Below are 24,942 nucleotides of genomic sequence, written 5' to 3'. Positions count from 1 at the left end.
AATGTTGTTAGTCAGTGAAAGGATTTAGGAGGAATTCATTTATGTCAAAAGAAATTCGTGTTAGATATGCGCCGTCACCAACAGGCCATTTACATATTGGTAATGCACGTACGGCTTTATTTAACTATTTATTCGCGCGTCATTTAGGCGGAAAGCTAATCGTTCGGATAGAAGATACTGATGTGAAGCGCAATGTAGCAGGTGGCGAAGAAAACCAGCTTAAATATTTGAAATGGCTTGGAATTAATTGGGATGAGAGCATCGACGTCGGCGGACCTTACGGCCCATACCGTCAAACGGAAAGACTTGATATATACAAAAAATATTGGCAGGATCTTATCGATCGCGGTTTAGCTTATCGCTGCTATTGTACTGAAGAAGAGTTAGAGAAGGAGCGGGAAGAGCAGCTGGCTCGTAACGAAACACCACGTTACTCTGGTAAGCATCGCAATCTGACTCCTGAGCAAATTGCGGCATATGAAGCAGAAGGCCGTGTGCCAAGTATTCGCTTTAAAGTGCCTGAAAACCGCACTTATACATTCCATGACATGGTTAAAGGGACAATTACCTTTGATACTGCAGAAATGGGCGATTTTGTTATCGTAAAAAAAGACGGTATCCCTACGTACAATTTTGCCGTTGTAATTGACGATTATCTAATGAAAATTAGTCATGTATTGCGCGGAGAGGATCATGTTTCTAACACTCCACGCCAATTAATGATTTATGAAGCGTTTGGCTGGGAACCGCCGCAATTTGCTCATATGACGCTGATTGTAAATGAGCACAAGAAAAAGCTGAGCAAGCGCGATGAATCGATTATTCAATTTATCGAACAATATGATGAGCTTGGTTATTTGCCAGAAACGTTATTTAACTTTATTGCTTTACTTGGCTGGTCGCCAGAAGGTGAGCAAGAGATCTTTACGCGCGAGGAGCTTATTCAGGTGTTCGATGCGGCACGTTTAAGTAAAAGTCCTGCAGTATTTGATACACAAAAGCTAGCATGGATGAATAATGAATATATTAAAGCAGCTAATATTGAGCGAATTGTTGAATTGTGTCTGCCTCATTTACAAAAGGCTGGCTTAGTAGCAAATGAGCTAAACGAGCAGCAGCTTGCTTGGGTAACAGATCTTGTTGCGTTGCATCGTGATAAGCTGCGTAGTGCTTCAGAAATTGTAGAGCATACAGCGTTGTTCTTTGCAGAGGAAGTTGAGGATGAAGCAGAAGCAAAAGAGGTGCTAGCTGAAGAAACTGCTCCTACTGTGCTTGCGGCATTTTTAGCTGAACTTGAACAAGAAGAAGCCTTTACGGTGGATAGCATCAAAGTTATGATTAAAGCTGTGCAAAAAGCGACTGGATGCAAAGGTAAAGCGTTATTTATGCCGATCCGTGCTGCGATTACAGGTCAAACACATGGTCCAGATCTAAATCAATCGCTTTATTTGCTTGGCAAAGAAAAAGTCGTTTCTCGTTTAAAAGCAAGAATTGCTTCTTAATTTTCATTAAAAAATGCACATTAAATTACAGTGAGCAAGCGGGTTTTGCAAAGCATGAGGGACTTGTCACTGCACTGTAGTTTAGTTATACTTATCATGATTAAAAGATATGTTATATACAGGCTTTGAACAGGACTAGTATGTTATTGAAGCGATGCTCAGAGACGGCAATCTTATGGCGTTTAGATGGCGTTATATGGCTGGAAGTTGCCTCATCGTTGGTAACAGAATTGCACCTGGGAGCTTTGTCCCGATCTGTTGTAAAACAGGGTAGGTCACAACGTATCATCTGCGTTAAAGATGTAGAGATAATAACTTGTATACGCAAGTCGTATGCTTGTTATTAAAGCAGAGTGGAACCGCGAATTTATCGCCTCTGTAGCATAAAGCTGCAGAGGCTTTTTTTATATATCATTAAAAAGTTAAGGCAATAACAAGGAGTGACTACAAACTACCAAGATTTAAGCTTTTTCTCAGCAATAAAGAATGTGATATTGCTGTCGACAAGCTATGCTGCAATCATGTGGTCACCGCATAGGGGGAACAAGGCATGTTTCGGCAAATGAAATCAGACGTGCAAGCAGTATTTGATAATGACCCAGCGGCAAGAAGCATATTTGAAGTAGTGTTTACTTATTCAGGGCTTCATGCAATTTGGGCGCATCGCATTGCACATGCGTTGTATAATAGAAAATGGTATACGCTAGCTCGAATTATTTCGCAAATTAGCCGATTTTTTACGGGAATCGAAATTCATCCCGGTGCGAAAATTGGTGAACGCTTATTTATTGATCATGGTATGGGTGTGGTCATTGGTGAAACCTGTGTTATTGGGAATGATGTGGTCATATACCAAGGGGTAACATTAGGTGGAACAGGCAAGGAAAAAGGCAAGCGTCATCCAACGATTGGTAATCATGTCGTTATCGGTTCTGGTTCTAAAGTGCTTGGCTCATTTAGAATTGGCGATAACTGTAATATTGGATCCAATGCGGTTGTGCTGCGCGAGGTGCCGGATAATTGTACGGTAGTTGGCAATCCTGGTAGAATTGTAAAACGTAATGGTGAGAAAGTGCGAGATCGCCTTGATCACACGAATTTGCCTGATCCAATTATTGAAATGATGAGAGATATGCAACAGGAAATTGACTCTCTTAAAGCTACTGTTAAACAGCAACAACAAATCATTAACGAGCTTGCTGCAAATCGTGTAGATGATGAGACAGGGCTAGTCTCTATGTTAAAAGACAAATAAGTCGGAGGTAACATCAATGTCAGTAGTAATCTATAATACCATTTCACGTCAAAAAGAAGTGTTTAAGCCAATTGAAGCGGGGAAAGTGCGCATGTATGTGTGCGGTCCTACCGTTTATGACTACATTCATATTGGTAATGCACGACCTGCAATCTTTTTTGATGTAGTAAGACGATACCTTGAATATGCGGGTTATGAAGTAAATTATGTATCAAATTTTACAGATGTTGATGACAAGCTAATTAAAAAGGCGAATGAGCTTGGCATTACAGTGAAGGAAGTAGCGGATCGCTTTATTGCCGCTTATTATGAGGACATCGAGGCGCTAGGTATTCGTCGTGCAAACTTAAATCCGCGTGTAATGGATCATATTGATCAGGTTATTGCTTTTATAAGCGAGCTTGTTAAAAAGGGGCATGCTTATGAAAGTGGCGGTGATGTTTATTTTAAGACATCCTCCTTTGCTGACTACGGTAAGCTGTCTCATCAAAATTTAGAGGACTTGCAGCTAGGTATTCGTGTCGAAATTGATGAACGCAAAGAAGATCCGCTAGATTTTGTGCTTTGGAAAGGAGCAAAACCAGGCGAAATTAATTGGGATAGTCCGTGGGGGAAAGGTCGTCCAGGCTGGCATATTGAATGCTCAACAATGGCACGTCAATATTTAGGAGATACACTTGATATTCATGGCGGCGGACTTGATCTGCAATTCCCACATCATGAGTGTGAATGCGCTCAATCAGAAAGTCTTAGCGGTAAGCCGCTTGCAAATTATTGGATGCATAATGGCTATATTCATATTAACAATGAAAAAATGTCGAAATCGCTTGGTAATGGTATTACAGTGCATGAATTAGTGAAAAAAGTGAAGCCGCAAGCGATTCGTTATTTTATGCTAGCAACACATTATCGCAGCCCGCTAAATTTTAGCGATGATACGATAGCGCAAGCGATTAACAGCGTTGAACGGATTAGCAATTGCTATAATAATATAACACATCGTCTGCAAGCATTATCAGGAAAAGAAGTTGCAGATACTGTTGCAGAGCAGCTGCAAGCTGAGCTTGCGAGAATTGAAAAAACATTTAGTGACAAAATGAATGATGATTTTAATACGCCTGATGCGATTACGGCATGGTTTGAGCTGGTTACACTAGCTAATACACAGATGCAAGATACTGAGCTAAGTCGTGCTTCTTTAGAGGCATTAAAGGCAACCTTTGAACGCTTTGATGATGTACTTGGTTTGCTGCCTCCTCAAGCGGCAGAGGAGCAAAGCCTTGATGCTCAAGTGGAAGCATTAATCGCTGAGCGCACAGAGGCTCGTAAAAATAAAAACTGGGCGAGAGCCGATGAAATTCGCGATATGCTGCAAGCAATGAATATTGTGCTTGAAGATACACCGCAAGGCATTCGTTGGCGTCGTAAGTGATCTGAGCTATGGAAAAACAAACATTAACTCATCCATTTGCCATTCACAAACCGAATAAAGAAGCGGCTTTAATAAATCCGATTGCATTAGCTTATATAGGGGATGCTGTCTATGAGCTGCTTGTCAGACAATATATATTGTCTTTGCCTAATCATAAAGCGCACCATATGCATAAAGCAGCGACAAGCATCGTTTCAGCTAAAGCACAGCGCGCAACATTAGAGCGACTGCTGCCGCATTTAACAGAGGAAGAACAGCATGTGGTGAAGCGGGGACGCAACGCTAAGTCGGGCTCCGCTCCCAAAAATGCGGATATGATCGATTATCGTTATGCAACAGCATTAGAGTGTTTAATTGGTTACTTATATTTTGAAGATCGCCTTGAGCGAATAACAGAATTGTTTAAGATCGGGCTGGACGAACCGTCAGCAACGGAATAGAAAGGATGAAATTGGATGGCGGATAATTTAAACATTGAAGGGTTAATTGCAGGAAAGCATCCAGTGCTAGAGGCGCTGCGTTCAGGTCGAGAATTAAACAAAATATGGATTGCAGAGGGAGCACAAAAAAGCGCAAGTGCGATTATTACTGAAGCGAAAAAGCAAGGAATAATTATTCAATCAGTGGACAAGCGCAAACTCGATCAGCTTGCCCCTGGTTTAAATCATCAGGGGATTATTGCCCAAGCAGCAGTAGCTGATTATGTAGAGCTAGAGGACTTGCTGCAAATACCGGCGCAAAAAGGTGAAACGCCATTTTTTTTAATTTTAGATGAAATTGAGGACCCTCATAATCTTGGCTCAATATTGCGTACTGCTGAATGCACAGGAGTGCACGGTGTTATTATTCCTAAGCGCCGCTCAGTTGGCTTAACAGCGACTGTGCTAAAAACTTCTGCTGGTGCTGCGGAATATGTGCCTGTAGCGAGAGTAACAAATCTTGCACAGACGATTGAACGATTGCAGGAGCAAGGGGTTTGGATTGCTGGCGCTGATGTTTCGGCGAAAGCTGATGTGTATAAGCAAGCGTTTGATATGCCGCTTGCTTTAGTTATTGGCAATGAGGCCAAAGGAATCGGGCGACTTATTAAAGAAAAATGTGATTTTCTAGTAAAGCTACCAATGGCAGGTAAACTAAACTCATTGAATGCATCCGTTGCTGCAGGAGTGTTAATGTATGAGGTTTTACGACAGCGTAGAGGGCTGCGGCAATGATCTATAGACGTAATGATGTGCTTCTTGTAGACGGCTATAATATGATTGGCGCATGGCCTGAATTAAGCCGCTTAAAGGAGCACTCCTTGGAGGATGCACGTGATCGCCTGCTTGATATGCTGGCTGATTTCCAAGGCTTTTCTGGAATGAAAGTTTATGTCGTATTTGACGCTCATCAGATGCCAGGAATTGGCGCGACGTATAATCAGCATAAGCTAACCGTTGTTTATACGAGAGAGAAAGAAACGGCCGATGAGTGTATTGAACGAATTTGCTCGGTATGGATTAATCGTCGCCGTAGCGTCTATGTAGCTACAAATGATATGACAGAGCAGCATGTAATTTTTGGAAAAGGCGCATTGCGCATGTCGGCTCGCGAGCTGCTCATTGAAATTAAAGAAAATCGTAAAGCAATAAGACATGCTATCGACGTTCCACATGTGAAGCAAAGGCATTCAATAGACAATCGTATAAACGATGAAACGTGGCATAAGCTTGAACAGTTGCGCAGAGGAGAAGGAAAACCAGCTAAAGATAAACCTAGTAAAAACTAGCCTGTCGTAATTTGTAGAAAATGCTAACTTTGATAGATTATATGCAGATTAAGCCGCAGTTTAGTTGACTGAAAAGGCTATTTTCATGTATACTGTCTCTATGTTTCAGCATATAAATCTAGCGGTGTACGCCTTGCAGGCCGGAGGGATGGGGTATGAATATCGACCTCAAAGAATGGAGTACGCTCGAATATGATAATACTGCGGACGAAGAAATTGTTGAAGCTGTCCGTGAGGGCGATAGTATAGCGCTGGAATTCTTGATCAATAAGTATAAAAACTTCGTGCGTGCGAAGGCGAGATCGTACTTTTTAATAGGTGCCGATCGAGAAGATATTGTTCAAGAAGGAATGATAGGTTTATATAAAGCAATTCGCGATTATAAAGGAGATAAGCTATCTAGCTTTAAAGCCTTCGCAGAGCTTTGCATAACACGTCAGATCATTACCGCGATTAAAACTGCTACTCGTCAAAAGCATATTCCTCTTAATTCCTATGTTTCTTTGGACAAGCCGATATATGACGAAGATTCCGATCGTACACTATTAGATGTGATATGTGGTACAAGAGTGTCGGATCCAGAAGAACTTATTATTAATCAAGAAGAATTCTCAGGACTTGAAGATAAAATGGCAGAAATCTTAAGCGATTTGGAGCGAAAAGTATTGATGCTATATTTGGACGGGAGATCCTATCAAGAAATTGCGGTTGATCTTAATCGTCATGTCAAGTCTATTGATAATGCGTTGCAACGTGTAAAACGCAAGCTTGAAAAGTATTTAGAAGCTCGTGATATGACTGAGCAAATGTAAATTATGGCATAGCATATGAAGTGATGGACTGTCTTTGCTGTCTGAATAGTTCAGACACTAAAGACAGTCCATTGGTTTAATATATGTTATTATTGGCACATAATGATACTGGATGATGTTCATAAGCGATGTTTTTGAACATAAACTTAAAATTATATTTTGTGACATATAGAGCGAAAGCTGAGAAATGATGTCAAAATCCAAAAATTGTACACCCGAGTCAGTTGTTTTACGTTGACATGGTCAAAACCTTATGCTAAAGTGTTTAGGTAGGCCTTGTAAAAAAGGTTTTTTCGTTATGGTTAAAACTTTTTAGGGGCAAAAATAAGGGTTCGTATTTTTTAGCAGTTCGGGAGGTGTTATTCAATGCGGGTTATCATCACGCTGGCATGCACAAACTGCAAACAGAGAAACTATGCGACGACTAAAAACAAGCGCAATCACCCCGACCGCATCGAGTTGAAGAAGTACTGCAAGTTCTGTAACGAGCAGACTCCTCATCGCGAGACTAGATAGTCAATTGGAGGTGTGAACGTGACATTTTTAGCAAAGGTAAAGCAAGGCTTTAGTGCGACGTTTAGTTATCTTGCTGACAGTTGGGCAGAGCTTAAAAAGGTCCGTTGGCCTAGTCGTAAGGAGTTGACGAGTTACACACTCGTAGTTCTCGTGACGGTTATATTTGTAACGATTTACTTCTGGATCCTAGACATCGGGATTTCAGCTCTCGTAGATCTAATTGTCTAACGAAAGCCCAAAGGTGGATTAGTGATGGAAAAAAGATGGTACGTCGTGCATACGTATTCAGGCTATGAAAACAAAGTCAAGGCTAATTTGGAACGTCGCGTTGAGTCCATGAACATGGAAGATAAAATCTTTCGTGTGCTTGTACCGATGGAAGACGAAATCGTAGAGAAGGACGGTAAACGTAAAACCGTTCAACGCAAGGTATATCCTGGCTACGTGCTTGTTGAGATGATTCAAACAGATGATTCTTGGTACGTTGTTCGAAATACGCCTGGAGTTACGGGTTTCGTAGGATCGACTGGTTCTGGTTCTAAGCCTATACCGCTACTGCCTGAGGAAGTAGAGCAAATTCTCAAGCATATGGGAATGGAAGAGCCTAAGCCTAAGATCGAGTTTGAGCTGAAAGAAACTGTTCGCGTCAAGGTAGGTCCTTTTGCAGACTTTGTCGGAACTGTGGAAGAAATTCTGCTCGACAAGGCGAAGCTAAAGGTTCACGTCAACATGTTTGGTAGAGAAACTCCGCTTGAGCTTGACTATACTCAAGTTGAAAAGGTTTAATACCCGAGGTTTCTCGGACAAGCGCTTGTTAAGCTGCTTGTATATCACGTCAAGGAGGTGTGAATCATGGCGAAAAAAGTGATTAAAATCGTTAAGCTACAAATCCCTGCAGGTAAAGCTAACCCAGCACCACCAGTTGGTCCTGCACTAGGTCAAGCAGGTGTCAACATTATGGCATTCTGTAAAGAGTTTAACGCACGTACAGCTGATCAAGCTGGATTGATTATTCCAGTTGTTATCTCTGTATTCGAGGATCGCTCATTTACTTTCGAAACTAAAACGCCACCGGCAGCAGTATTGCTTCGTATAGCGGCTGGTATCGAAAAAGGATCTGGCGAGCCTAACAAGAAAAAAGTTGCAACGGTTAAACGTGACAAAGTTCGCGAAATCGCTGAAACTAAAATGCCTGACCTTAACGCAGCTTCTGTTGAAGCAGCAATGCGTATGGTTGAAGGTACTGCTCGTTCTATGGGTATTACAATCGTTGACTAATGTTGACGGCTGTTTTCTCTTGCGAGCGCAACTCGCTTAGTGGAGCAATGCTTCACGAGTGGGAGGAGGACGAAGGTCACTCCGCTAAAACCACATTAGGAGGAAGAACAAATGGCTAAACACGGTAAAAAGTATCTTGAAGCTGCAAAGCTAATTGATCGCGATGCAAGCTATGAGCCACTAGAAGCTATTGAACTTGTGAAAAAAGCTTCTACAGCAAAATTCGACGAGTCTGTTGAAGTTGCTGTACGTTTGGGTGTAGACCCTCGTAAACAAGACCAAGCTGTTCGTGGTGTAGTAGTACTACCACACGGTACTGGTAAAACTAAAAAAGTATTAGTTTTCGCTAAAGGCGATAAAGCTAAAGAAGCAGAAGCTGCTGGCGCTGACTATGTTGGCGACTCAGATATGATTAACAAAATCCAACAAGGTTGGTTCGATTTCGACGTTTGCGTAGCTACGCCTGATATGATGGCTGAAGTTGGTAAACTAGGTCGTATTCTTGGTGGTAAAGGCTTAATGCCTAACCCTAAAGCAGGTACAGTAACATTTGATGTTGCTAAAGCTGTTCAAGAAATCAAAGCGGGTAAAATTGAATACCGTCTTGATAAAGCAGGTCAAATCCATGCGCCAATCGGTAAAGTTTCATTTGATTCTGAAAAATTAAATGAAAACTTAAAAGCACTTATCGATGCACTTAACCGTGCTAAACCGGCTGCTGCAAAAGGTGTTTACCTGAAAAATATTTCTGTTTCTTCTACAATGGGCCCTGGTGCTCGTGTAAACACTGCTAGCTTCCGCTAATAGTGTTAAAGAAACATGACTTAAAATTGAAAATGCATACCGTAGACAGTAGGTGCTAATCGGCTTAATTTCCTACCGAGGTGTTATGATAGAGCGTTAAGGTTCAATGTTGTATTGAACGAACGAATTCATGACCCTCGCATGCAAGGCGAGGGTTTTCTCATGCATCGAGGACGGGATCTCTCATTCACGGAATGTAAATATTTACGGGAGGTGTACAGTTTGGCTAACGCTAAGATTATCGAGCAGAAACAACAAGCAGTTAATGAAGTGGCTGGTAAGCTTGCTTCCAGCGCAAGTACTATCGTTGCTGACTATCGTGGTTTGAACGTTGCTCAAGTAACTGAGCTTCGTAAACAACTTCGTGAAGCAGGCGTTGAGTTCCAAGTAATTAAAAACTCAATCGTTCGTCGTGCAACTGAAGGTACTGATTATGCATCACTTAGTGATGTTCTAACTGGTCCTACAGCTGTTGCATTTAGTGCTGAAGATGCTGTAGCTCCAGCTAAAATCCTTTATGATTTCGCAAAAGCTAACGAAGCTTTGAAACTTAAAGGTGGTATCGTAGAAGGTAAAGTAGTTAACGAGGCTCAAATTAAAGCTCTTGCACAACTTCCTTCTCGCGAAGGTCTTCTTTCTATGCTACTCAGCGTACTTCAAGCGCCTATTCGCAACTTCGCGCTTGCAGTTAAAGCTGTTGGTGAGAAACAAGAAGCACAAGCTTAATCGAATATCGCTTGCGATATAAAAACGATGTCGAAGACATCATTAATCACTTAAATAAAAAATTAAACCATTCGGAGGTAATACCATGTCTAAAGAGCAAATCTTAGAAGCAATTAAAGGTATGACAGTTCTTGAACTGAACGATCTTGTTAAAGCAATTGAAGAAGAATTCGGTGTAACTGCTGCAGCTCCTGTAGCTGTTGTAGCTGGTGGCGGAGACGCTGGTGCAGCTGCTGCTCAAACTGAATTCGATGTAATCCTAGCTAACGCTGGTGCATCTAAAATCAACGTTATCAAAGTGGTTCGCGAAATCACTGGTCTTGGCTTGAAAGAAGCAAAAGAGCTTGTTGACGGAGCTCCTAAACCAATCAAAGAAAAAGTTAGCCAAGAAGAAGCAGATTCTATCAAAGCTAAACTTGAAGAAGCTGGCGCTACTGTAGAAGTTAAGTAATTAACTCCTACCTGCGACAACTTGAAAATGACCCCTTGGAGCCTAGCTTCAAGGGGTTTCTTACCTTGCATCATTGAAAAAAAGGCCGGTGAGAGATTACTTGAATAATCATTATTATAGCAAGCAACCGCAAGTTGCAAGCAGTAGGCAGCAGCATCAATTTACGTTGCGAGGTTTCCGCTTAAGCTTTGTTACGGATGCTGGAGTGTTTTCTAAGGCGGGCATCGATTATGGAAGTCAAGTGCTGATCAATACGATGGAATTTGCTTCAGATGCTACCGTATTGGATGTAGGTTGCGGCTATGGCCCAATCGGAATTACTGCAGCCAAGCTTGCTCCACAGGGTCATGTGACAATGATTGATATTAATGAGCGAGCGGTAGAGCTAAGCAAATTGAATGCTAACCAAAATAATGTTCATAACGTTACAGTGCTGCAAAGCGATTTGTTTGAAGCTGTAAAGGAACAAAATTTTGATTGTATTTTAAGCAATCCGCCAATTCGTGCGGGAAAAGCGGTTGTCCATCAAATTTTTGAAGAAGGTTATCAGCTATTGAAGAATGGCGGAGAAATGTGGATCGTCATTCAAAAAAAACAAGGGGCACCTTCTGCGCAAGCAAAGTTGGAGCAGTTGTTTGGCGAAGTCGTAGAGGTAACGAAAGATAAAGGCTATCGCATTTTTAAAGCCATAAAAAAATAGCCGATTAAATAGCTTATATGAAAATGGTCCAAATAGCAAGAAAATATTTGACTTGACATTTCTGATATGTTAATATTATAAAATGTCAGCATAAAATTGCTTGAATTGTGTTTAGTTGTATTCTTGTCAAGTAGTAATGACTGTTAAATCAGAAAAATTATGAAGAACGGAGTATAACAGTAAAAATTTGGGCAAAATTACTTGATATGGACCATTGTATTGTTGATAGAATGGTCAACAGTCTGAAACATGCTCTTTTTTCGAACTATTCGATAAGGGCTTTTATTTATTTTTATGATCACTATAATCCAAGATTGTAGAGATCGCAACAGCTATTTAAAAAATGATGCTGTTAGACAGACATGAGGGGTGAGGTTAAGTTGGCAGGACAACTTGTTCAGTATGGTCGACGTCAGCGTAGAAGCTATAGTCGGATCAGAGAGGTGCTAGAAGTCCCGAACCTGATTGAAATCCAACAAAAATCGTATGAAAAGTTTTTAGAAACAGATCTTATTGAGCTGTTTCATGACATTTCTCCGATTACGGACTTTACAGGAAATTTATCGCTTGAGTTTATTGATTACAGCTTAGGAGAACCTAAATATTCAGTCGATGAATGTAAAGAACGGGATGTTACGTATGCAGCTCCTTTGCGTGTGAAAGTGCGGTTGTTCAATAAGGAGACTGGCGAAGTTAAGGAACAAGAAGTCTTTATGGGAGATTTCCCACTAATGACGGAAACCGGCACGTTTATTATTAACGGGGCGGAACGTGTAATTGTCAGCCAATTGGTTCGCTCCCCAAGTGTGTACTTCAGCACTAAGGTTGATAAAAACGGTAAGAAAGCATATACGGCTACTGTAATTCCTAACCGTGGTGCTTGGCTGGAATTAGAAACAGACGCTAAGGATATTATTTACGTACGTATTGACCGTACACGTAAAATTCCTGTTACCGTTCTGCTTAGAGCGCTAGGCTTTGGTACAGATGCGGAAATTTTAGAGTTGCTTGGTCATGATGAATACATTGCAAATACCCTTGATAAGGATAGCACTGATTCAACTGAAAAAGCGCTAATCGAAATTTATGAGCGTCTGCGTCCAGGTGAGCCTCCAACATTGGACAATGCGAAAAGCTTGCTAGTAGCACGTTTCTTCGATCCAAAACGCTATGATTTAGCAAATGTTGGTCGTTATAAAATTAATAAAAAGCTTCACATAAAAAACCGTCTTTTCAATCAACGCCTTGCAGAGGACTTGATTGATGCATCGACAGGTGAAATTGTAGCCGAAAAAGGACAGGTTGTCGATCGCCGTTTATTGGATCAAATTTTAGATCGACTAGAATCTGATATCGGCTTTAAAACATATTCAGTTGCAAATGGTGTGCTTGATGCACATGACATCAATCTACAAACTATTAGCATCTACTCGCCAATCGAAGAAGGCAAAGTTATTAAAATTATCGCAAATGGCAATATTGATAAGTCTGTTAAGCATATTACGCCAGCAGATATTATCGCATCAATTAACTACTTCCTTAACTTGTTGCACGGAGTAGGCGATATCGATGATATTGACCATTTAGGTAACCGTCGCTTACGTTCTGTTGGTGAGCTATTGCAAAACCAATTCCGTATTGGTCTTTCTCGTATGGAACGTGTTGTACGTGAAAGAATGTCAATTCAGGATGCAAATGCAATTACACCACAAGCGTTAATTAATATTCGTCCAGTAATTGCGGCAATTAAAGAGTTCTTTGGCTCTTCTCAGTTGTCACAGTTTATGGACCAAACAAACCCACTTGCGGAATTGACGCATAAACGTCGTCTATCTGCACTAGGACCTGGTGGTTTAACACGTGAACGCGCTGGTTTCGAAGTTCGTGACGTTCATAACTCTCACTATGGTCGTATGTGTCCGATTGAAACGCCAGAGGGTCCGAACATCGGTTTGATCAACTCCTTGTCTACGTATGCACGTATTAATGAATACGGCTTTATTGAAGCTCCGTATCGTTGGGTTGATCCTGAAACAGGTATTGTTACAGATAAAGTAACGTACATGACAGCCGATGAGGAATATAACTATGTTGTTGCGCAAGCAAACGCTCCTCTTACTGAGGATAATCGCTTCGCTGAAAAAGAAACGATCGTACGTTTCAACAAACAAGCAGATAACATCTTAACAATGCCAAGTAATCGTGTTGACTACATGGACGTATCACCAAAACAGGTTGTGTCTGTGGCGACAGCGTTGATTCCTTTCCTAGAGAACGACGACTCCAACCGTGCGCTAATGGGTTCGAACATGCAGCGCCAAGCGGTGCCATTGCTTGTTCCTAAAGCTCCGTTTGTTGGTACAGGAATGGAACATAAAGCGGCTAAAGATTCTGGTGTCTGCATTGTTTCAAAATATGATGGTGTTATTGAACGTGTAACGGCAAATGAAATTTTGCTTCGTCGTGTAGAAGTGATTGATGGCAAAGAAGTACAAGGCGATCTTATTCGTCATAAGCTTCATAAATTTATGCGTTCTAACCAAGGTACGTGTATTAACCAACGTCCAATCGTCCGCAAAGGTGATGTTGTTAAAAAAGGCGATATTCTTGCTGACGGTCCATCAACTGAAAACGGTGAATTGGCACTTGGTCGTAACGTAGTTGTAGCATTTATGACTTGGGAAGGTTATAACTACGAGGATGCAATTCTACTAAGTGAAAAACTTGTTAAAGATGATGTTTATACTTCAATTCATATTGAAGAATATGAATCAGAAGCTCGTGATACAAAATTAGGACCAGAAGAAATCACTCGCGATATTCCTAACGTAGGTGAAGAAGCGCTTCGCAACCTTGATGAGCGCGGAATTATTCGCGTCGGTGCTGAAATTAACTCTGGTGATATTCTTGTAGGTAAAGTAACACCTAAAGGTGTAACGGAGCTTACTGCTGAAGAACGTTTGCTTCATGCCATTTTCGGTGAGAAAGCACGTGAAGTTCGCGATACATCACTTCGTGTACCACACGGTACAACAGGTATTGTTGTTGATGTGAAGGTGTTTACACGTGAAAACGGCGATGAATTGCCTCCAGGCGTTAATCACTTAGTTCGTGTTTACATTGCACAAAAACGTAAAATCTCTGAGGGCGACAAAATGGCCGGTCGTCACGGTAACAAAGGGGTTATTGCCCGCATCATGCCTGAAGAGGATATGCCATTCTTACCAGATGGTACACCTGTAGAGGTTGTGCTTAACCCGCTAGGGGTACCATCACGGATGAACATCGGTCAGGCTCTAGAAGTTCACTTAGGTATGGCTTGTAAATATCTGGGTATCCACGTTGCTACTCCTGTCTTTGACGGTGCAACTGGAGAAGATGTATACGACACGATGGAAGAAGCTGGTATGCAACGGAACGGTAAAACGGTACTTTACGATGGTCGTACAGGTGAACCGTTTGAGCGTGAAGTAACTGTTGGTGTCATGTACATGATTAAACTGGCACACATGGTTGAAGATAAAATTCATGCTCGTTCTACTGGTCCTTACTCACTTGTTACGCAACAACCATTGGGTGGTAAAGCTCAATTTGGTGGTCAGCGCTTCGGTGAGATGGAGGTATGGGCGCTTGAAGCTTATGGTGCTGCCTATACATTGCAAGAAATATTGACAGTTAAATCCGATGATGTTGTCGGTCGTGTGAAAACATACGAGTCCATCGTTAAAGGTGAAAACGTACCTGAACCAGGTGTTCCTGAATCATTCAAGGTATTGATTAAGGAATTGCAAAGCTTAGGTATGGACGTCAAGATTTTGACCGAGGATGAGGAAGAAATCGAGATGAAAGAAATTGACGATGACGATGTTACAAGTGAAAAGCTGAACCTTGATGATGTCGATAATTTCGAACGTGCTCCTGTAGGTGTTGGTGCACCTGATGATGGAGAAGTTTTGGAAGATGAAGAAGAAGTCGATGATTTAGCTTAATTGAATTAAAGATAGCAAGCACAAAACGAGCTTCAGTCAGCAAATCTTTGATGAGCTGATTGAAGTTCAGTGCTTAATTTTGACATAGTCATACATGACGAAGGAGGGTTGCTCCTTGTTGGACGTGAACAACTTTGAGTATATGAAAATTGGTTTGGCATCGCCAGACAAAATTCGCTCATGGTCCCGCGGAGAGGTTAAAAAACCGGAAACCATCAATTACAGAACGTTAAAACCGGAGAAAGAAGGTCTTTTCTGTGAAAAGATTTTCGGACCAACTAAGGACTGGGAATGTCATTGTGGTAAGTACAAGCGTGTACGTTATAAAGGTGTAGTTTGTGACCGTTGTGGTGTCGAGGTTACTCGTCAAAAAGTACGTCGTGAGCGTATGGGGCATATTGAGCTTGCTGCTCCAGTTTCACATATTTGGTACTTTAAAGGAATTCCAAGCCGCATGGGTCTTGCGCTTGATATGTCTCCTCGTTCGCTTGAAGAGATTATTTACTTTGCATCCTATGTTGTAACTGATCCAGGTGAAACTCCACTAGAGAAAAAACAACTATTGTCCGAAAAGGAATATCGTAGCTATCGTGAAAAATATGGCTACGGCTTCCAAGCAGGAATGGGTGCTGAAGCAGTTAAAAAACTATTGCAAGATATCGACCTAGATCGTGAACTTGAAGTGTTGAAGGAAGAGCTTCGCACTGCACAAGGTCAACGTCGTAATCGTGCAATTAAACGTCTAGAAGTTATCGAGGCGTTCCGTAATTCAGGAAATAGACCTGAATGGATGATTTTAGATGTACTTCCTGTCATCCCGCCAGAACTTCGTCCAATGGTTCAATTGGATGGTGGACGTTTTGCTACTTCTGACTTGAACGATCTATATCGTCGCGTTATTAACCGTAACAATCGTTTGAAACGATTGCTTGATCTTGGCGCTCCTGATATTATCGTGCAAAACGAAAAACGTATGCTACAAGAAGCGGTTGATGCCTTGATCGATAATGGTCGTCGTGGTCGTCCAGTAACAGGTCCAGGTAACCGTCCATTGAAATCATTGTCTCATATGCTTAAAGGTAAACAAGGACGTTTCCGTCAGAACTTGCTAGGTAAACGTGTTGACTATTCTGGTCGTTCCGTTATCGTAGTAGGTCCTTACTTGAAAATGTATCAATGTGGTTTGCCGAAAGAAATGGCGCTTGAGCTATTCAAACCATTTGTTATGAAGGAGCTTGTTAATAAAGGGCTAGCTCATAACATTAAATCTGCTAAACGCAAAGTTGAGCGTGTAAGTCCTGAAGTTTGGGACGTACTAGAGGAAGTAATTAAAGAACATCCAGTTCTGCTTAACCGTGCTCCTACGCTGCACAGACTTGGTATTCAAGCATTCGAACCAATTCTTGTTGAAGGTCGCGCAATTCGCTTGCATCCTCTTGTATGTACAGCGTATAACGCTGACTTTGACGGTGACCAAATGGCGGTTCACGTTCCATTGTCCGCTGAAGCACAAGCAGAAGCACGTATGCTAATGCTTGCATCTGGTAATATCTTGAACCCTAAAGATGGTAAACCGGTTGTTACACCATCTCAGGATATGGTTTTAGGTTCTTATTACTTGACAATGGATAATAAAGAAGCAAAAGGTTCAGGTTCAATTTTTGCTTCTGTTAACGAAGCTGTTTCAGCTTACCAACGTGGTGTTGCTTCACTTCATGCTCGTGTTATTATTCCTGCAAAAGCATTGAATAAAACAAGTTTTACAGAAGCACAAAGCAAAGCATTGCTTGTTACTACAGTTGGTAAAATTATTTTCAATGAAATATTCCCGCCGGAATTCCCATATATCAATGAGGCTTCAAAATCCAACTTGATTAATGGTACTCCGGATAAATACTTTATATTTGAAAAAGGCGTTGATTTGCTCAAGGTGCTAAATGATTTGCCAATCGCACCTGCTGTTGGTAAAGATTATCTTGGTCAAATTATTGCTGAATGTTTCCGTAAATACCATACAACAAGAACTTCAATGATTCTTGATAAAATTAAAGAGCTTGGTTTCACTTACTCTACAAAAGCCGGTATTACGATCGGTGTGGCTGACGTTGTTGTTCCTGAAGAGAAGAAGACAATTATGCGTGAGTCTGAAGACAAAGTAAAAGTAGTTATGAATCAATACCGTCGCGGTTTGATTACTAACGAAGAACGTTACGACCGTATTATCGCGATTTGGAGTGAATGTAAAGAACGTATCACTGACGTTCTAATGAAATCAATGGATCGCTACAACAATATTATGTTGATGGTAGATTCCAAAGCCCGCGGTAACAAATCACAGATTACTCAGCTTGGTGGTATGCGTGGTCTGATGGCCAACCCATCTGGTCGTATCATCGAGTTGCCGATTAAGTCGAACTTCCGTGAAGGTCTAACCGTCCTAGAGTACTTTATCTCTACGCACGGTGCACGTAAAGGTCTTGCCGATACGGCACTTCGTACAGCGGACTCTGGTTACTTGACTCGTCGTCTTGTTGACGTTGCGCAAGATGTCATTGTACGTGAAGAGGATTGTGGAACAGACAAAGGCTTTATCGTTAGCAAAATTCATGACGGTAAAGAGGTTATCGAAGATCTGTTTGACCGTATTGAAGGACGTTATTCCTTCGAAACAGTTCGTCATCCGGAAACAGGCGAAATCCTTGTTAACCGTAATGAATTGATCGATGCGGAAAAAGCTGAAAAAATCGTTGCTGCTGGCGTTGAAAAACTTCAAATTCGTTCTGTGCTTAGCTGTCGTGCACGTCATGGCGTATGTAAAGTATGTTATGGTCGTAACTTGGCTACTGGTAAGCATGTTGAGATTGGTGAAGCAGTTGGTATTATCGCTGCGCAATCAATCGGTGAACCAGGTACACAGTTGACAATGCGTACGTTCCATACAGGGGGCGTAGCAGGAGACGATATTACACAAGGTCTTCCGCGTATCCAGGAGCTATTCGAAGCGCGTAATCCAAAAGGTCAAGCGCTTATCTCTGAAATCGATGGTGTCGTGAAGAAAATTCATGAGGCGAAAGATCGTCGTGTCATCGAAATTCAAGGTGAAGCTGAATCTAAAGAATATGCAGTAACTTATGGTTCTCGTATCCGCGTTTCCGAAGGTCAACATGTTGAAGCTGGAGATGAGTTGACAGACGGTTCTATTGACCCTAAAGAAATGCTTCGCATTAAAGGGGTTCGTGGCGTTCAAAACTACATTCTTCAAGAGGTTCAACGCGTATATCGTAACCAAGGTGTAGAAATCAACGATAAACACGTAGAGGTTATGATTCGACAAATGCTTCGTAAAATTCGTATCGTGCTTTCAGGCGATACAAACCTATTACCTGGTTCCTTCGTTGATATTCATGAATATGAAGCTGCGAACTTGGAAGCAATTCTTGCCGGTAAAGAACCAGCAATTGCGAAACCAGTGTTGCTAGGTATTACGAAAGCATCCCTTGAAACAGATTCCTTCTTATCTGCTGCTTCATTCCAAGAAACAACACGTGTTCTTACAGATGCAGCGATTAAAGGTAAAGTTGACCAACTTCTTGGTCTTAAAGAAAATGTTATTATCGGTAAGCTGATCCCAGCTGGTACTGGTATGCAGCGTTATCGTAACATTCGTTTCAAAGGGATAGAAGACGCTACTGATACGGATTCTAATAGCGATGAACAACAAGAAGTGGTTGCGGTTGAATAAAAGGCGTTCGTAATTGAGTTAATCATTATGAAATGCTGAGTTTATAAATTAAGCGATAAATTTCTTAGTTTCTTACTGAGAAATTTATCGCTTTTTTCAAACAAATTTATAGGGATTGCATAAAGATACCTTGACATTGCCTAGCAAGAAGTGATATTATATCTGAGTGCGCCTAAGGATCAGGCAGGGCTTTATCACGAAATTTTATGACTCGCCTGGATCTGTGGGCTTGAATTTGGGTGAAATGTCTACCAATATAAATGACATAACTATGGGAAGGGGGTGGCTCAAATGCCAACAATTAACCAACTAGTTCGTAAAGGACGTAAAGCAAAAGTTGTGAAATCAAAATCTCCAGCTTTGCAAAGAGGCTATAACGCATTGAAACGTGAAGCTACTAACATTAGCTCTCCGCAAAAACGTGGTGTTTGTACTCGTGTAGGTACTATGACTCCTAAGAAACCAAACTCTGCGCTTCGTAAATATGCCCGTGTACGTCTTACAAACCGTGTTGAGGTTACTGCGTACATTCCAGGTATCGGACATAACCTTCAAGAGCACAGCGTAGTGCTAATTCGTGGTGGTCGTGTTAAAGACTTACCAGGGGTTCGTTACCACATCGTTCGTGGTGCGCTTGATACTGCAGGTGTAAACAACCGTATGCAAGGTCGTTCTAAATACGGTACAAAACGTCCTAAAGCTAAAAAATAATCGTATGCTCCCCAAAGAGCAACGTTAGACCAACAACCAACAATTTCAAAACTTAAGAAAGGGGGACTTGTAAATGCCACGCAAAGGTCCTGTAACTAAACGCGATGTGCTACCAGATCCGGTGTATAACTCCAAATTGGTAACACGTTTAATTAACCGTATTATGATTGACGGTAAAAGAGGCGTTGCACAAACAATTTTGTATGATGCATTCAAATTGATTCAAGAACGTACTGGAAACGATCCAATGGAAGTTTTTGAAGCAGCTATGAAAAACATCATGCCAGTACTAGAGGTTAAAGCTCGTCGTGTCGGCGGTGCAAACTATCAAGTACCTATCGAAGTAAAACCAGAGCGTCGTACTGCACTAGCATTACGTTGGCTTGTAAACTACTCCCGTAGCCGCGGTGAGAAAACAATGCAAGAGCGTTTAGCTGCTGAAATTATTGACGCATCTAACAACACTGGTGCATCTGTTAAAAAACGTGAAGATACACACAAAATGGCGGAAGCAAACCGTGCGTTTGCTCATTACCGCTGGTAGAATTTTTTGATTGAAAGGAGAACATCACTAATGGGTAAAAGAGAATTCTCCTTGGAAAATACACGTAATATCGGTATCATGGCGCATATCGATGCGGGTAAAACGACTACAACTGAGCGTATCCTGTTCTTCACTGGACGTACTCACAAAATTGGTGAGGTACACGAAGGTGCTGCAACAATGGACTGGATGGAGCAAGAGCAAGAACGTGGTATCACAATCACTTCTGCTGCGACAACAGCTCAATGGAAAGGTCACCGCATCAATATCATTGATACTCCAGGTCACGTAGACTTCACAGTTGAAGTTGAACGTTCCCTACGCGTATTGGACGGGGCAGTTGGTGTATTTAGTGCGAAAGAAGGCGTTGAGCCACAATCTGAAACTGTATGGCGTCAAGCAGATAAATACCGCGTTCCTCGTATTGCGTATGTAAATAAGATGGATATTATCGGTGCGGATTTCTTGAACGTAGTTCAAGATATGCGCGATCGTCTGCAAGCGAATGCGGTTGCTATTCAATTGCCTATGGGTGCAGAATCTGACTTTGTGGGCGTAATCGATATCATTGAACGTGTTGCATACACTTACAAAGATGATCTTGGTAAAGAGCCAACTGCTGGCGAAGTACCTGCTGAATATGCTGACAAAGTTGAAGAGCTTCGCAATGAGCTAATTGAAAAAGTAGCTGAAATTGACGAAGATCTAATGATGAAATACCTTGAAGGTGAAGAAATCTCAGTTGCTGAGATCAAAGCTGCACTTCGTAAAGGTGTTTGTGAAACTAAAATTTTCCCAGTTGTTGCTGGTTCTTCTTACCGTAACAAAGGGGTACAACCAATGCTTGATGCAGTAGTAGATTATCTACCTTCTCCGGTTGATATTCCACCAATCAAAGGTACTCTAGATGATGGAACTGAAGTTACTCGTCCTTCATCTGACGAAGAGCCATTTGCTGCACTTGCATTCAAAATTATGACTGACCCTTACGTTGGTCGTTTGACGTTCTTCCGCGTATATTCCGGTATTCTTAACTCTGGTTCATACGTATTGAACTCAACAAAAGGTAAACGTGAGCGTATCGGTCGTATTCTACAAATGCATGCGAACCACCGTGAAGAAATTCAAGAAGTATTCTCTGGTGATATCGCAGCAGCTGTAGGTCTAAAAGATACTACTACAGGGGATACACTTTGCGATGAAAAGAATCCAGTAATTCTTGAATCCATGAACTTCCCTGAGCCAGTTATCGAAGTCGCAATTGAGCCAAAAACAAAAGCTGACCAAGATAAACTTGGTGTTGCGATTTCTAAACTTGCTGAAGAGGATCCAACTTTCCGTGCTTACACTGACGAAGAAACAGGTCAAACAATTATCGCTGGTATGGGTGAGCTTCACCTTGATATCATCGTTGACCGTATGCGTCGTGAGTTCAAAGTAGAAACAAACGTTGGTGCTCCACAAGTTGCTTACCGTGAAACTTTCCGCTCTGCTGCGAAAGTTGAAGGTAAATTCGTTCGTCAGTCCGGTGGTAAAGGTCAATACGGTCACTGCTGGGTTGAATTTGAACCACTTGAGCCAGGTACAGGCTTCGTCTTCGAAAGCAAAATCGTCGGTGGTGCGATTCCTCGTGAATACATCGCTCCGATCCAAGCTGGTATTGAAGAAGCTATGCAAAACGGTGTCCTAGCTGGTTATCCACTTGTGGATATTAAAGCGACTGTTTTTGATGGTTCTTACCATGATGTCGACTCTTCTGAGATGGCATTTAAAATTGCAGGATCAATGGCGCTTAAAGCTGCTAAAGATAAATGTAATCCAGTAATTCTTGAGCCTATCATGAAGGTTGAAGTTACTGTTCCTGAAGAGTACATGGGCGATGTTATGGGTATGCTTAACTCTCGTCGCGGACGCATCGAAGGTATGGACGCTCGTGCTGGTGCACAAGTTATCCGTGCTAAAGTGCCTCTAGCTGAGATGTTTGGTTATTCTACAACTCTTCGTTCTGGTACTCAAGGACGCGGTGTATTCTCTATGGAGCTATCTCACTATGAAGAAGTTCCTAAGAACATTGCTGAAAGCATCATCGCTAAAAACAAAGGCGAATAATCCAATATTTGATTTTGGTTCGATTTAGAGATACAATGATCTCAAATCGGGCCTACACATAAACTATAATAGAATTATTGAGGAGGATTTTGTTCAATGGCAAAAGCTAAATTTGAACGTACTAAACCGCATGTTAATATCGGTACAATCGGTCACGTTGACCATGGTAAAACTACTCTTACTGCTGCTATCACAACTGTACTTTCTCACAAGTACGGCGGTGCTGCAGTAGCTTTCGATCAAATCGACAAAGCTCCAGAAGAGCGCGAACGCGGTATCACAATCTCTACTGCACACGTTGAGTATGAGACTCCTAACCGTCACTACGCACACGTTGACTGCCCAGGGCATGCCGACTACGTTAAAAACATGATCACTGGTGCTGCTCAAATGGACGGCGCGATCCTAGTTGTATCTGCAACTGACGGTCCTATGCCACAAACTCGTGAGCACATCCTACTTTCTCGTCAAGTAGGTGTACCATACATCGTTGTATTCTTGAACAAATGTGATATGGTTGAAGACGAAGAACTTCTTGAACTTGTTGAAATGGAAGTTCGTGACCTTCTTTCTGAGTATGAATTCCCTGGTGATGACACTCCAATCATCCGTGGTTCTGCTCGTGAAGCACTTCAAAACCCAGATGGTCCTTGGGCTGATAAAATCGTTGAGCTATTTGAGCAAATCGATGCTTACATCCCAACTCCACAACGTGACACTGACAAACCTTTCCTAATGCCAGTTGAGGACGTATTTACAATCACTGGTCGTGGTACAGTTGCTACTGGTCGTGTAGAACGTGGTGAAATCAAAGTTGGTGACGAAATTGAAATCATCGGTCTTCAAGAAGAAACTCGTAAGTCTGTAGTAACAGGCGTTGAGATGTTCCGTAAATTGCTAGACTTCGCACAAGCTGGTGATAACATCGGTGCACTTCTTCGTGGTGTTGATCGTAAAGAAATCGAGCGTGGTCAAGTATTGGCTAAACCAGGTTCCGTTAAGCCTCATACTAAATTCACTGCTTCTGTTTACGTTCTAACTAAAGAAGAGGGTGGACGTCATAAACCATTCTTCACTGGTTACCGTCCACAATTCTATTTCCGTACAACTGACGTAACTGGTATCATCAACCTTCCAGAAGGTACTGAAATGGTTATGCCTGGTGATAACATCACTGTTTCTGTTGAATTGATCGCTCCAATCGCGGTTGAAGAAGGTACTCGCTTCTCTATCCGTGAAGGTGGTCGTACAGTTGGTGCAGGTGCGGTTACTTCTATCGAAGCTTAATTTATTAGCTTTCGTTATAAAAAAGCTCCCAGTTTTCTGGGAGCTTTTTTTGTATTTTATAAACAAAATTTTACCTTATTACTATATTGTGTTGACGGACCTTGTCTCTTTAAATTAATATGTTTTTTATAAGTATTGTAAGATATAATATGCACTGGAGGGGTCGTTCGATGAATAGAAAAAGTTTATTTGTTACTTTACTAGTAGCGCTTGTTCTTTTATTATCTGCTTGTGGTAATAGTGGAAACTCAAGCAATAGTTCAGCTAACTCAGGTAATTCAACAAACACAACTAACTCATCAAATGCAAGTAGTAGTGAAGAGACTAAAACTGACGGAAAAAATTATAAGGTTGCGATTTCTCAGTTTGTTGAGCATCCATCATTGAATGCGGTTAAAGACGGAATTATTGCAGCACTTGCAGATGGTGGACTAGTTGAAGGTCAAAACTTAACAATTGATTATCAAAATGCGCAAGCTGATTTCAATAACTTGCAGCCAATTTCTCAAAAAATTAAAGAAGGAAAGCCGGATGTTGCAGTTGGTATTGCAACACCTAGTGCAGCAGCATTAGTAGACGAAATTACAGATTCTCCAGTTGTATTTGCTGCTGTAACTGACCCATTAAGAGAAAAACTGGTTCCATCACTTGAAAAACCAGGTGGTAATGTTACAGGAGCGTCTGACTCTAACCCAGATGCAATTAATCAGTTGATGGACTTTATTGCAAATGAATTTCCTAATGTAAAGAAAGTCGGTCTTGTTATTAATGAAGGTGAGCCAAACGCTGTCGTTATGGCAGAAACGGCACAAGCACGCTTAAAGGAGCATGGCATTGAGCTAGTTAAAGCGCCAATTGCAAATAGCTCAGATATTCCGCAAGCTGCACAGTCTCTTGTTGGTAGAGTTGATGCACTTTATGTCACACTAGATAATACGGTTGTAGAAGCAGTTGATATTTTAATCGATACAGCTTACGAAAATGATTTGCCGCTGTTCACATCTGATCGTGACACAGTAGAGGCTGGAGCATTTGCAACAGTTGGATTTAAATATTATGACCATGGTTATGAAGTAGGACAAATGCTACTACAAATTTTAGTTGAAGGTAAAAATCCTGGTGACCTAGATGTCAGCAAGCCGCAAAATCTTGATTTCATTATCAATGTTGGTGCTGCTGGAGAAATGGGTATCGAAGTAACAGATGAGATGAAAGCATACGTTAAGGATTCTGCGACCAATATTATTGAATAATGAAGTGACGTAGTTTAGCAGTTCATAGGGGTCAGTCAGATACTGATCCCTATTTTTATTGAA

At 41.5% G+C, this 24,942-nt stretch carries 22 protein-coding genes and 1 other annotated feature; all 22 genes read left to right on the top strand.

Going from position 1 to position 24,942, the window contains the following annotated elements:
- The first annotated feature begins 41 nt into the window (after nucleotides 1–41).
- The 22 genes from gltX (at nucleotide 42) to AC2TDL_RS08040 (ending at nucleotide 24,879) form a co-directional block, all read left to right on the top strand.
- Nucleotides 42–1,502: a glutamate--tRNA ligase gene (gene gltX, locus AC2TDL_RS08145; RefSeq protein ID WP_484700129.1), complete on the top strand. Its 1,461-nt coding sequence runs from the start codon at nucleotides 42–44 to the stop codon at nucleotides 1,500–1,502.
- 550 nt (nucleotides 1,503–2,052) lie between these two features.
- Entirely contained in the window at nucleotides 2,053–2,757 is a 705-nt protein-coding gene (gene cysE / locus AC2TDL_RS08140) for a serine O-acetyltransferase (protein ID WP_484700127.1), read from the top strand.
- Between the two features lie 16 nt (nucleotides 2,758–2,773).
- A complete protein-coding gene (gene cysS, locus AC2TDL_RS08135) occupies nucleotides 2,774–4,189 on the top strand; it encodes a cysteine--tRNA ligase (protein WP_484700126.1) in 1,416 nt (471 codons plus the stop codon).
- 8 nt (nucleotides 4,190–4,197) lie between these two features.
- Nucleotides 4,198–4,629: a Mini-ribonuclease 3 gene (locus tag AC2TDL_RS08130; RefSeq protein WP_484700124.1), complete on the top strand. Its 432-nt coding sequence runs from the start codon at nucleotides 4,198–4,200 to the stop codon at nucleotides 4,627–4,629.
- Nucleotides 4,630–4,644: 15 nt separating this feature from the next.
- On the top strand, nucleotides 4,645–5,403 hold the full coding sequence (gene rlmB / locus AC2TDL_RS08125) for a 23S rRNA (guanosine(2251)-2'-O)-methyltransferase RlmB (protein WP_484700123.1): 759 nt from the start codon (nucleotides 4,645–4,647) through the stop codon (nucleotides 5,401–5,403).
- Nucleotides 5,400–5,957 (top strand): NYN domain-containing protein, encoded by a 558-nt coding sequence (locus AC2TDL_RS08120; RefSeq protein ID WP_484700121.1) that lies wholly within the window; start codon nucleotides 5,400–5,402, stop codon nucleotides 5,955–5,957. The genes rlmB and AC2TDL_RS08120 overlap by 4 nt, the downstream gene beginning before the upstream one ends.
- A 155-nt stretch (nucleotides 5,958–6,112) precedes the next feature.
- Complete coding sequence (sigH, locus tag AC2TDL_RS08115) at nucleotides 6,113–6,769, top strand: RNA polymerase sporulation sigma factor SigH (RefSeq protein WP_484700119.1); 657 nt, start codon at nucleotides 6,113–6,115, stop codon at nucleotides 6,767–6,769.
- Nucleotides 6,770–7,135: 366 nt separating this feature from the next.
- Nucleotides 7,136–7,285, top strand: coding sequence for a 50S ribosomal protein L33 (rpmG, locus tag AC2TDL_RS08110; protein WP_484700117.1), 150 nt, complete (start codon nucleotides 7,136–7,138; stop codon nucleotides 7,283–7,285).
- Nucleotides 7,286–7,303: 18 nt separating this feature from the next.
- Nucleotides 7,304–7,513, top strand: coding sequence for a preprotein translocase subunit SecE (secE, locus tag AC2TDL_RS08105; protein WP_484700115.1), 210 nt, complete (start codon nucleotides 7,304–7,306; stop codon nucleotides 7,511–7,513).
- 24 nt (nucleotides 7,514–7,537) lie between these two features.
- Entirely contained in the window at nucleotides 7,538–8,071 is a 534-nt protein-coding gene (nusG, locus tag AC2TDL_RS08100; RefSeq protein ID WP_484700113.1) for a transcription termination/antitermination protein NusG, read from the top strand.
- A 66-nt stretch (nucleotides 8,072–8,137) separates the two neighbouring features.
- Nucleotides 8,138–8,563, top strand: coding sequence for a 50S ribosomal protein L11 (rplK, locus tag AC2TDL_RS08095; protein ID WP_484700111.1), 426 nt, complete (start codon nucleotides 8,138–8,140; stop codon nucleotides 8,561–8,563).
- A gap of 111 nt (nucleotides 8,564–8,674) precedes the next feature.
- Nucleotides 8,675–9,367, top strand: a complete 693-nt coding sequence (gene rplA / locus AC2TDL_RS08090; RefSeq protein WP_484700109.1) for a 50S ribosomal protein L1 — start codon at nucleotides 8,675–8,677, stop codon at nucleotides 9,365–9,367.
- A 21-nt stretch (nucleotides 9,368–9,388) separates the two neighbouring features.
- Nucleotides 9,389–9,537 (top strand) — a sequence feature (ribosomal protein L10 leader region).
- Between the two features lie 52 nt (nucleotides 9,538–9,589).
- Complete coding sequence (gene rplJ / locus AC2TDL_RS08085) at nucleotides 9,590–10,093, top strand: 50S ribosomal protein L10 (RefSeq protein WP_484700107.1); 504 nt, start codon at nucleotides 9,590–9,592, stop codon at nucleotides 10,091–10,093.
- 85 nt (nucleotides 10,094–10,178) lie between these two features.
- Nucleotides 10,179–10,544: a 50S ribosomal protein L7/L12 gene (rplL, locus tag AC2TDL_RS08080; RefSeq protein WP_484700105.1), complete on the top strand. Its 366-nt coding sequence runs from the start codon at nucleotides 10,179–10,181 to the stop codon at nucleotides 10,542–10,544.
- Between the two features lie 100 nt (nucleotides 10,545–10,644).
- Nucleotides 10,645–11,244: a class I SAM-dependent methyltransferase gene (locus tag AC2TDL_RS08075; RefSeq protein ID WP_484700102.1), complete on the top strand. Its 600-nt coding sequence runs from the start codon at nucleotides 10,645–10,647 to the stop codon at nucleotides 11,242–11,244.
- Between the two features lie 380 nt (nucleotides 11,245–11,624).
- Entirely contained in the window at nucleotides 11,625–15,233 is a 3,609-nt protein-coding gene (gene rpoB / locus AC2TDL_RS08070) for a DNA-directed RNA polymerase subunit beta (protein WP_484700098.1), read from the top strand.
- A gap of 115 nt (nucleotides 15,234–15,348) precedes the next feature.
- Nucleotides 15,349–18,975 carry a DNA-directed RNA polymerase subunit beta' gene (rpoC, locus tag AC2TDL_RS08065; RefSeq protein ID WP_484700096.1) on the top strand — a complete coding sequence of 1,209 codons (3,627 nt, stop codon included), beginning with the start codon at nucleotides 15,349–15,351 and terminating at the stop codon, nucleotides 18,973–18,975.
- A 291-nt stretch (nucleotides 18,976–19,266) separates the two neighbouring features.
- Complete coding sequence (rpsL, locus tag AC2TDL_RS08060; protein WP_484700093.1) at nucleotides 19,267–19,686, top strand: 30S ribosomal protein S12; 420 nt, start codon at nucleotides 19,267–19,269, stop codon at nucleotides 19,684–19,686.
- Nucleotides 19,687–19,759: 73 nt separating this feature from the next.
- Nucleotides 19,760–20,230 (top strand): 30S ribosomal protein S7, encoded by a 471-nt coding sequence (gene rpsG / locus AC2TDL_RS08055; RefSeq protein ID WP_484700090.1) that lies wholly within the window; start codon nucleotides 19,760–19,762, stop codon nucleotides 20,228–20,230.
- Nucleotides 20,231–20,260: 30 nt separating this feature from the next.
- Entirely contained in the window at nucleotides 20,261–22,339 is a 2,079-nt protein-coding gene (fusA, locus tag AC2TDL_RS08050) for an elongation factor G (RefSeq protein WP_484700087.1), read from the top strand.
- A 96-nt stretch (nucleotides 22,340–22,435) separates the two neighbouring features.
- On the top strand, nucleotides 22,436–23,626 hold the full coding sequence (tuf, locus tag AC2TDL_RS08045; RefSeq protein WP_484700085.1) for an elongation factor Tu: 1,191 nt from the start codon (nucleotides 22,436–22,438) through the stop codon (nucleotides 23,624–23,626).
- 170 nt (nucleotides 23,627–23,796) lie between these two features.
- Nucleotides 23,797–24,879 (top strand): ABC transporter substrate-binding protein, encoded by a 1,083-nt coding sequence (locus AC2TDL_RS08040; protein ID WP_484700082.1) that lies wholly within the window; start codon nucleotides 23,797–23,799, stop codon nucleotides 24,877–24,879.
- Nucleotides 24,880–24,942 lie beyond the last annotated feature (63 nt).

The organism is Paenibacillus sp. plas6, assembly GCF_057221655.1.
The sequence above is the reverse complement of the archived record's forward strand: the minus strand, read 5'-3'. Positions and strand labels throughout refer to the sequence as shown.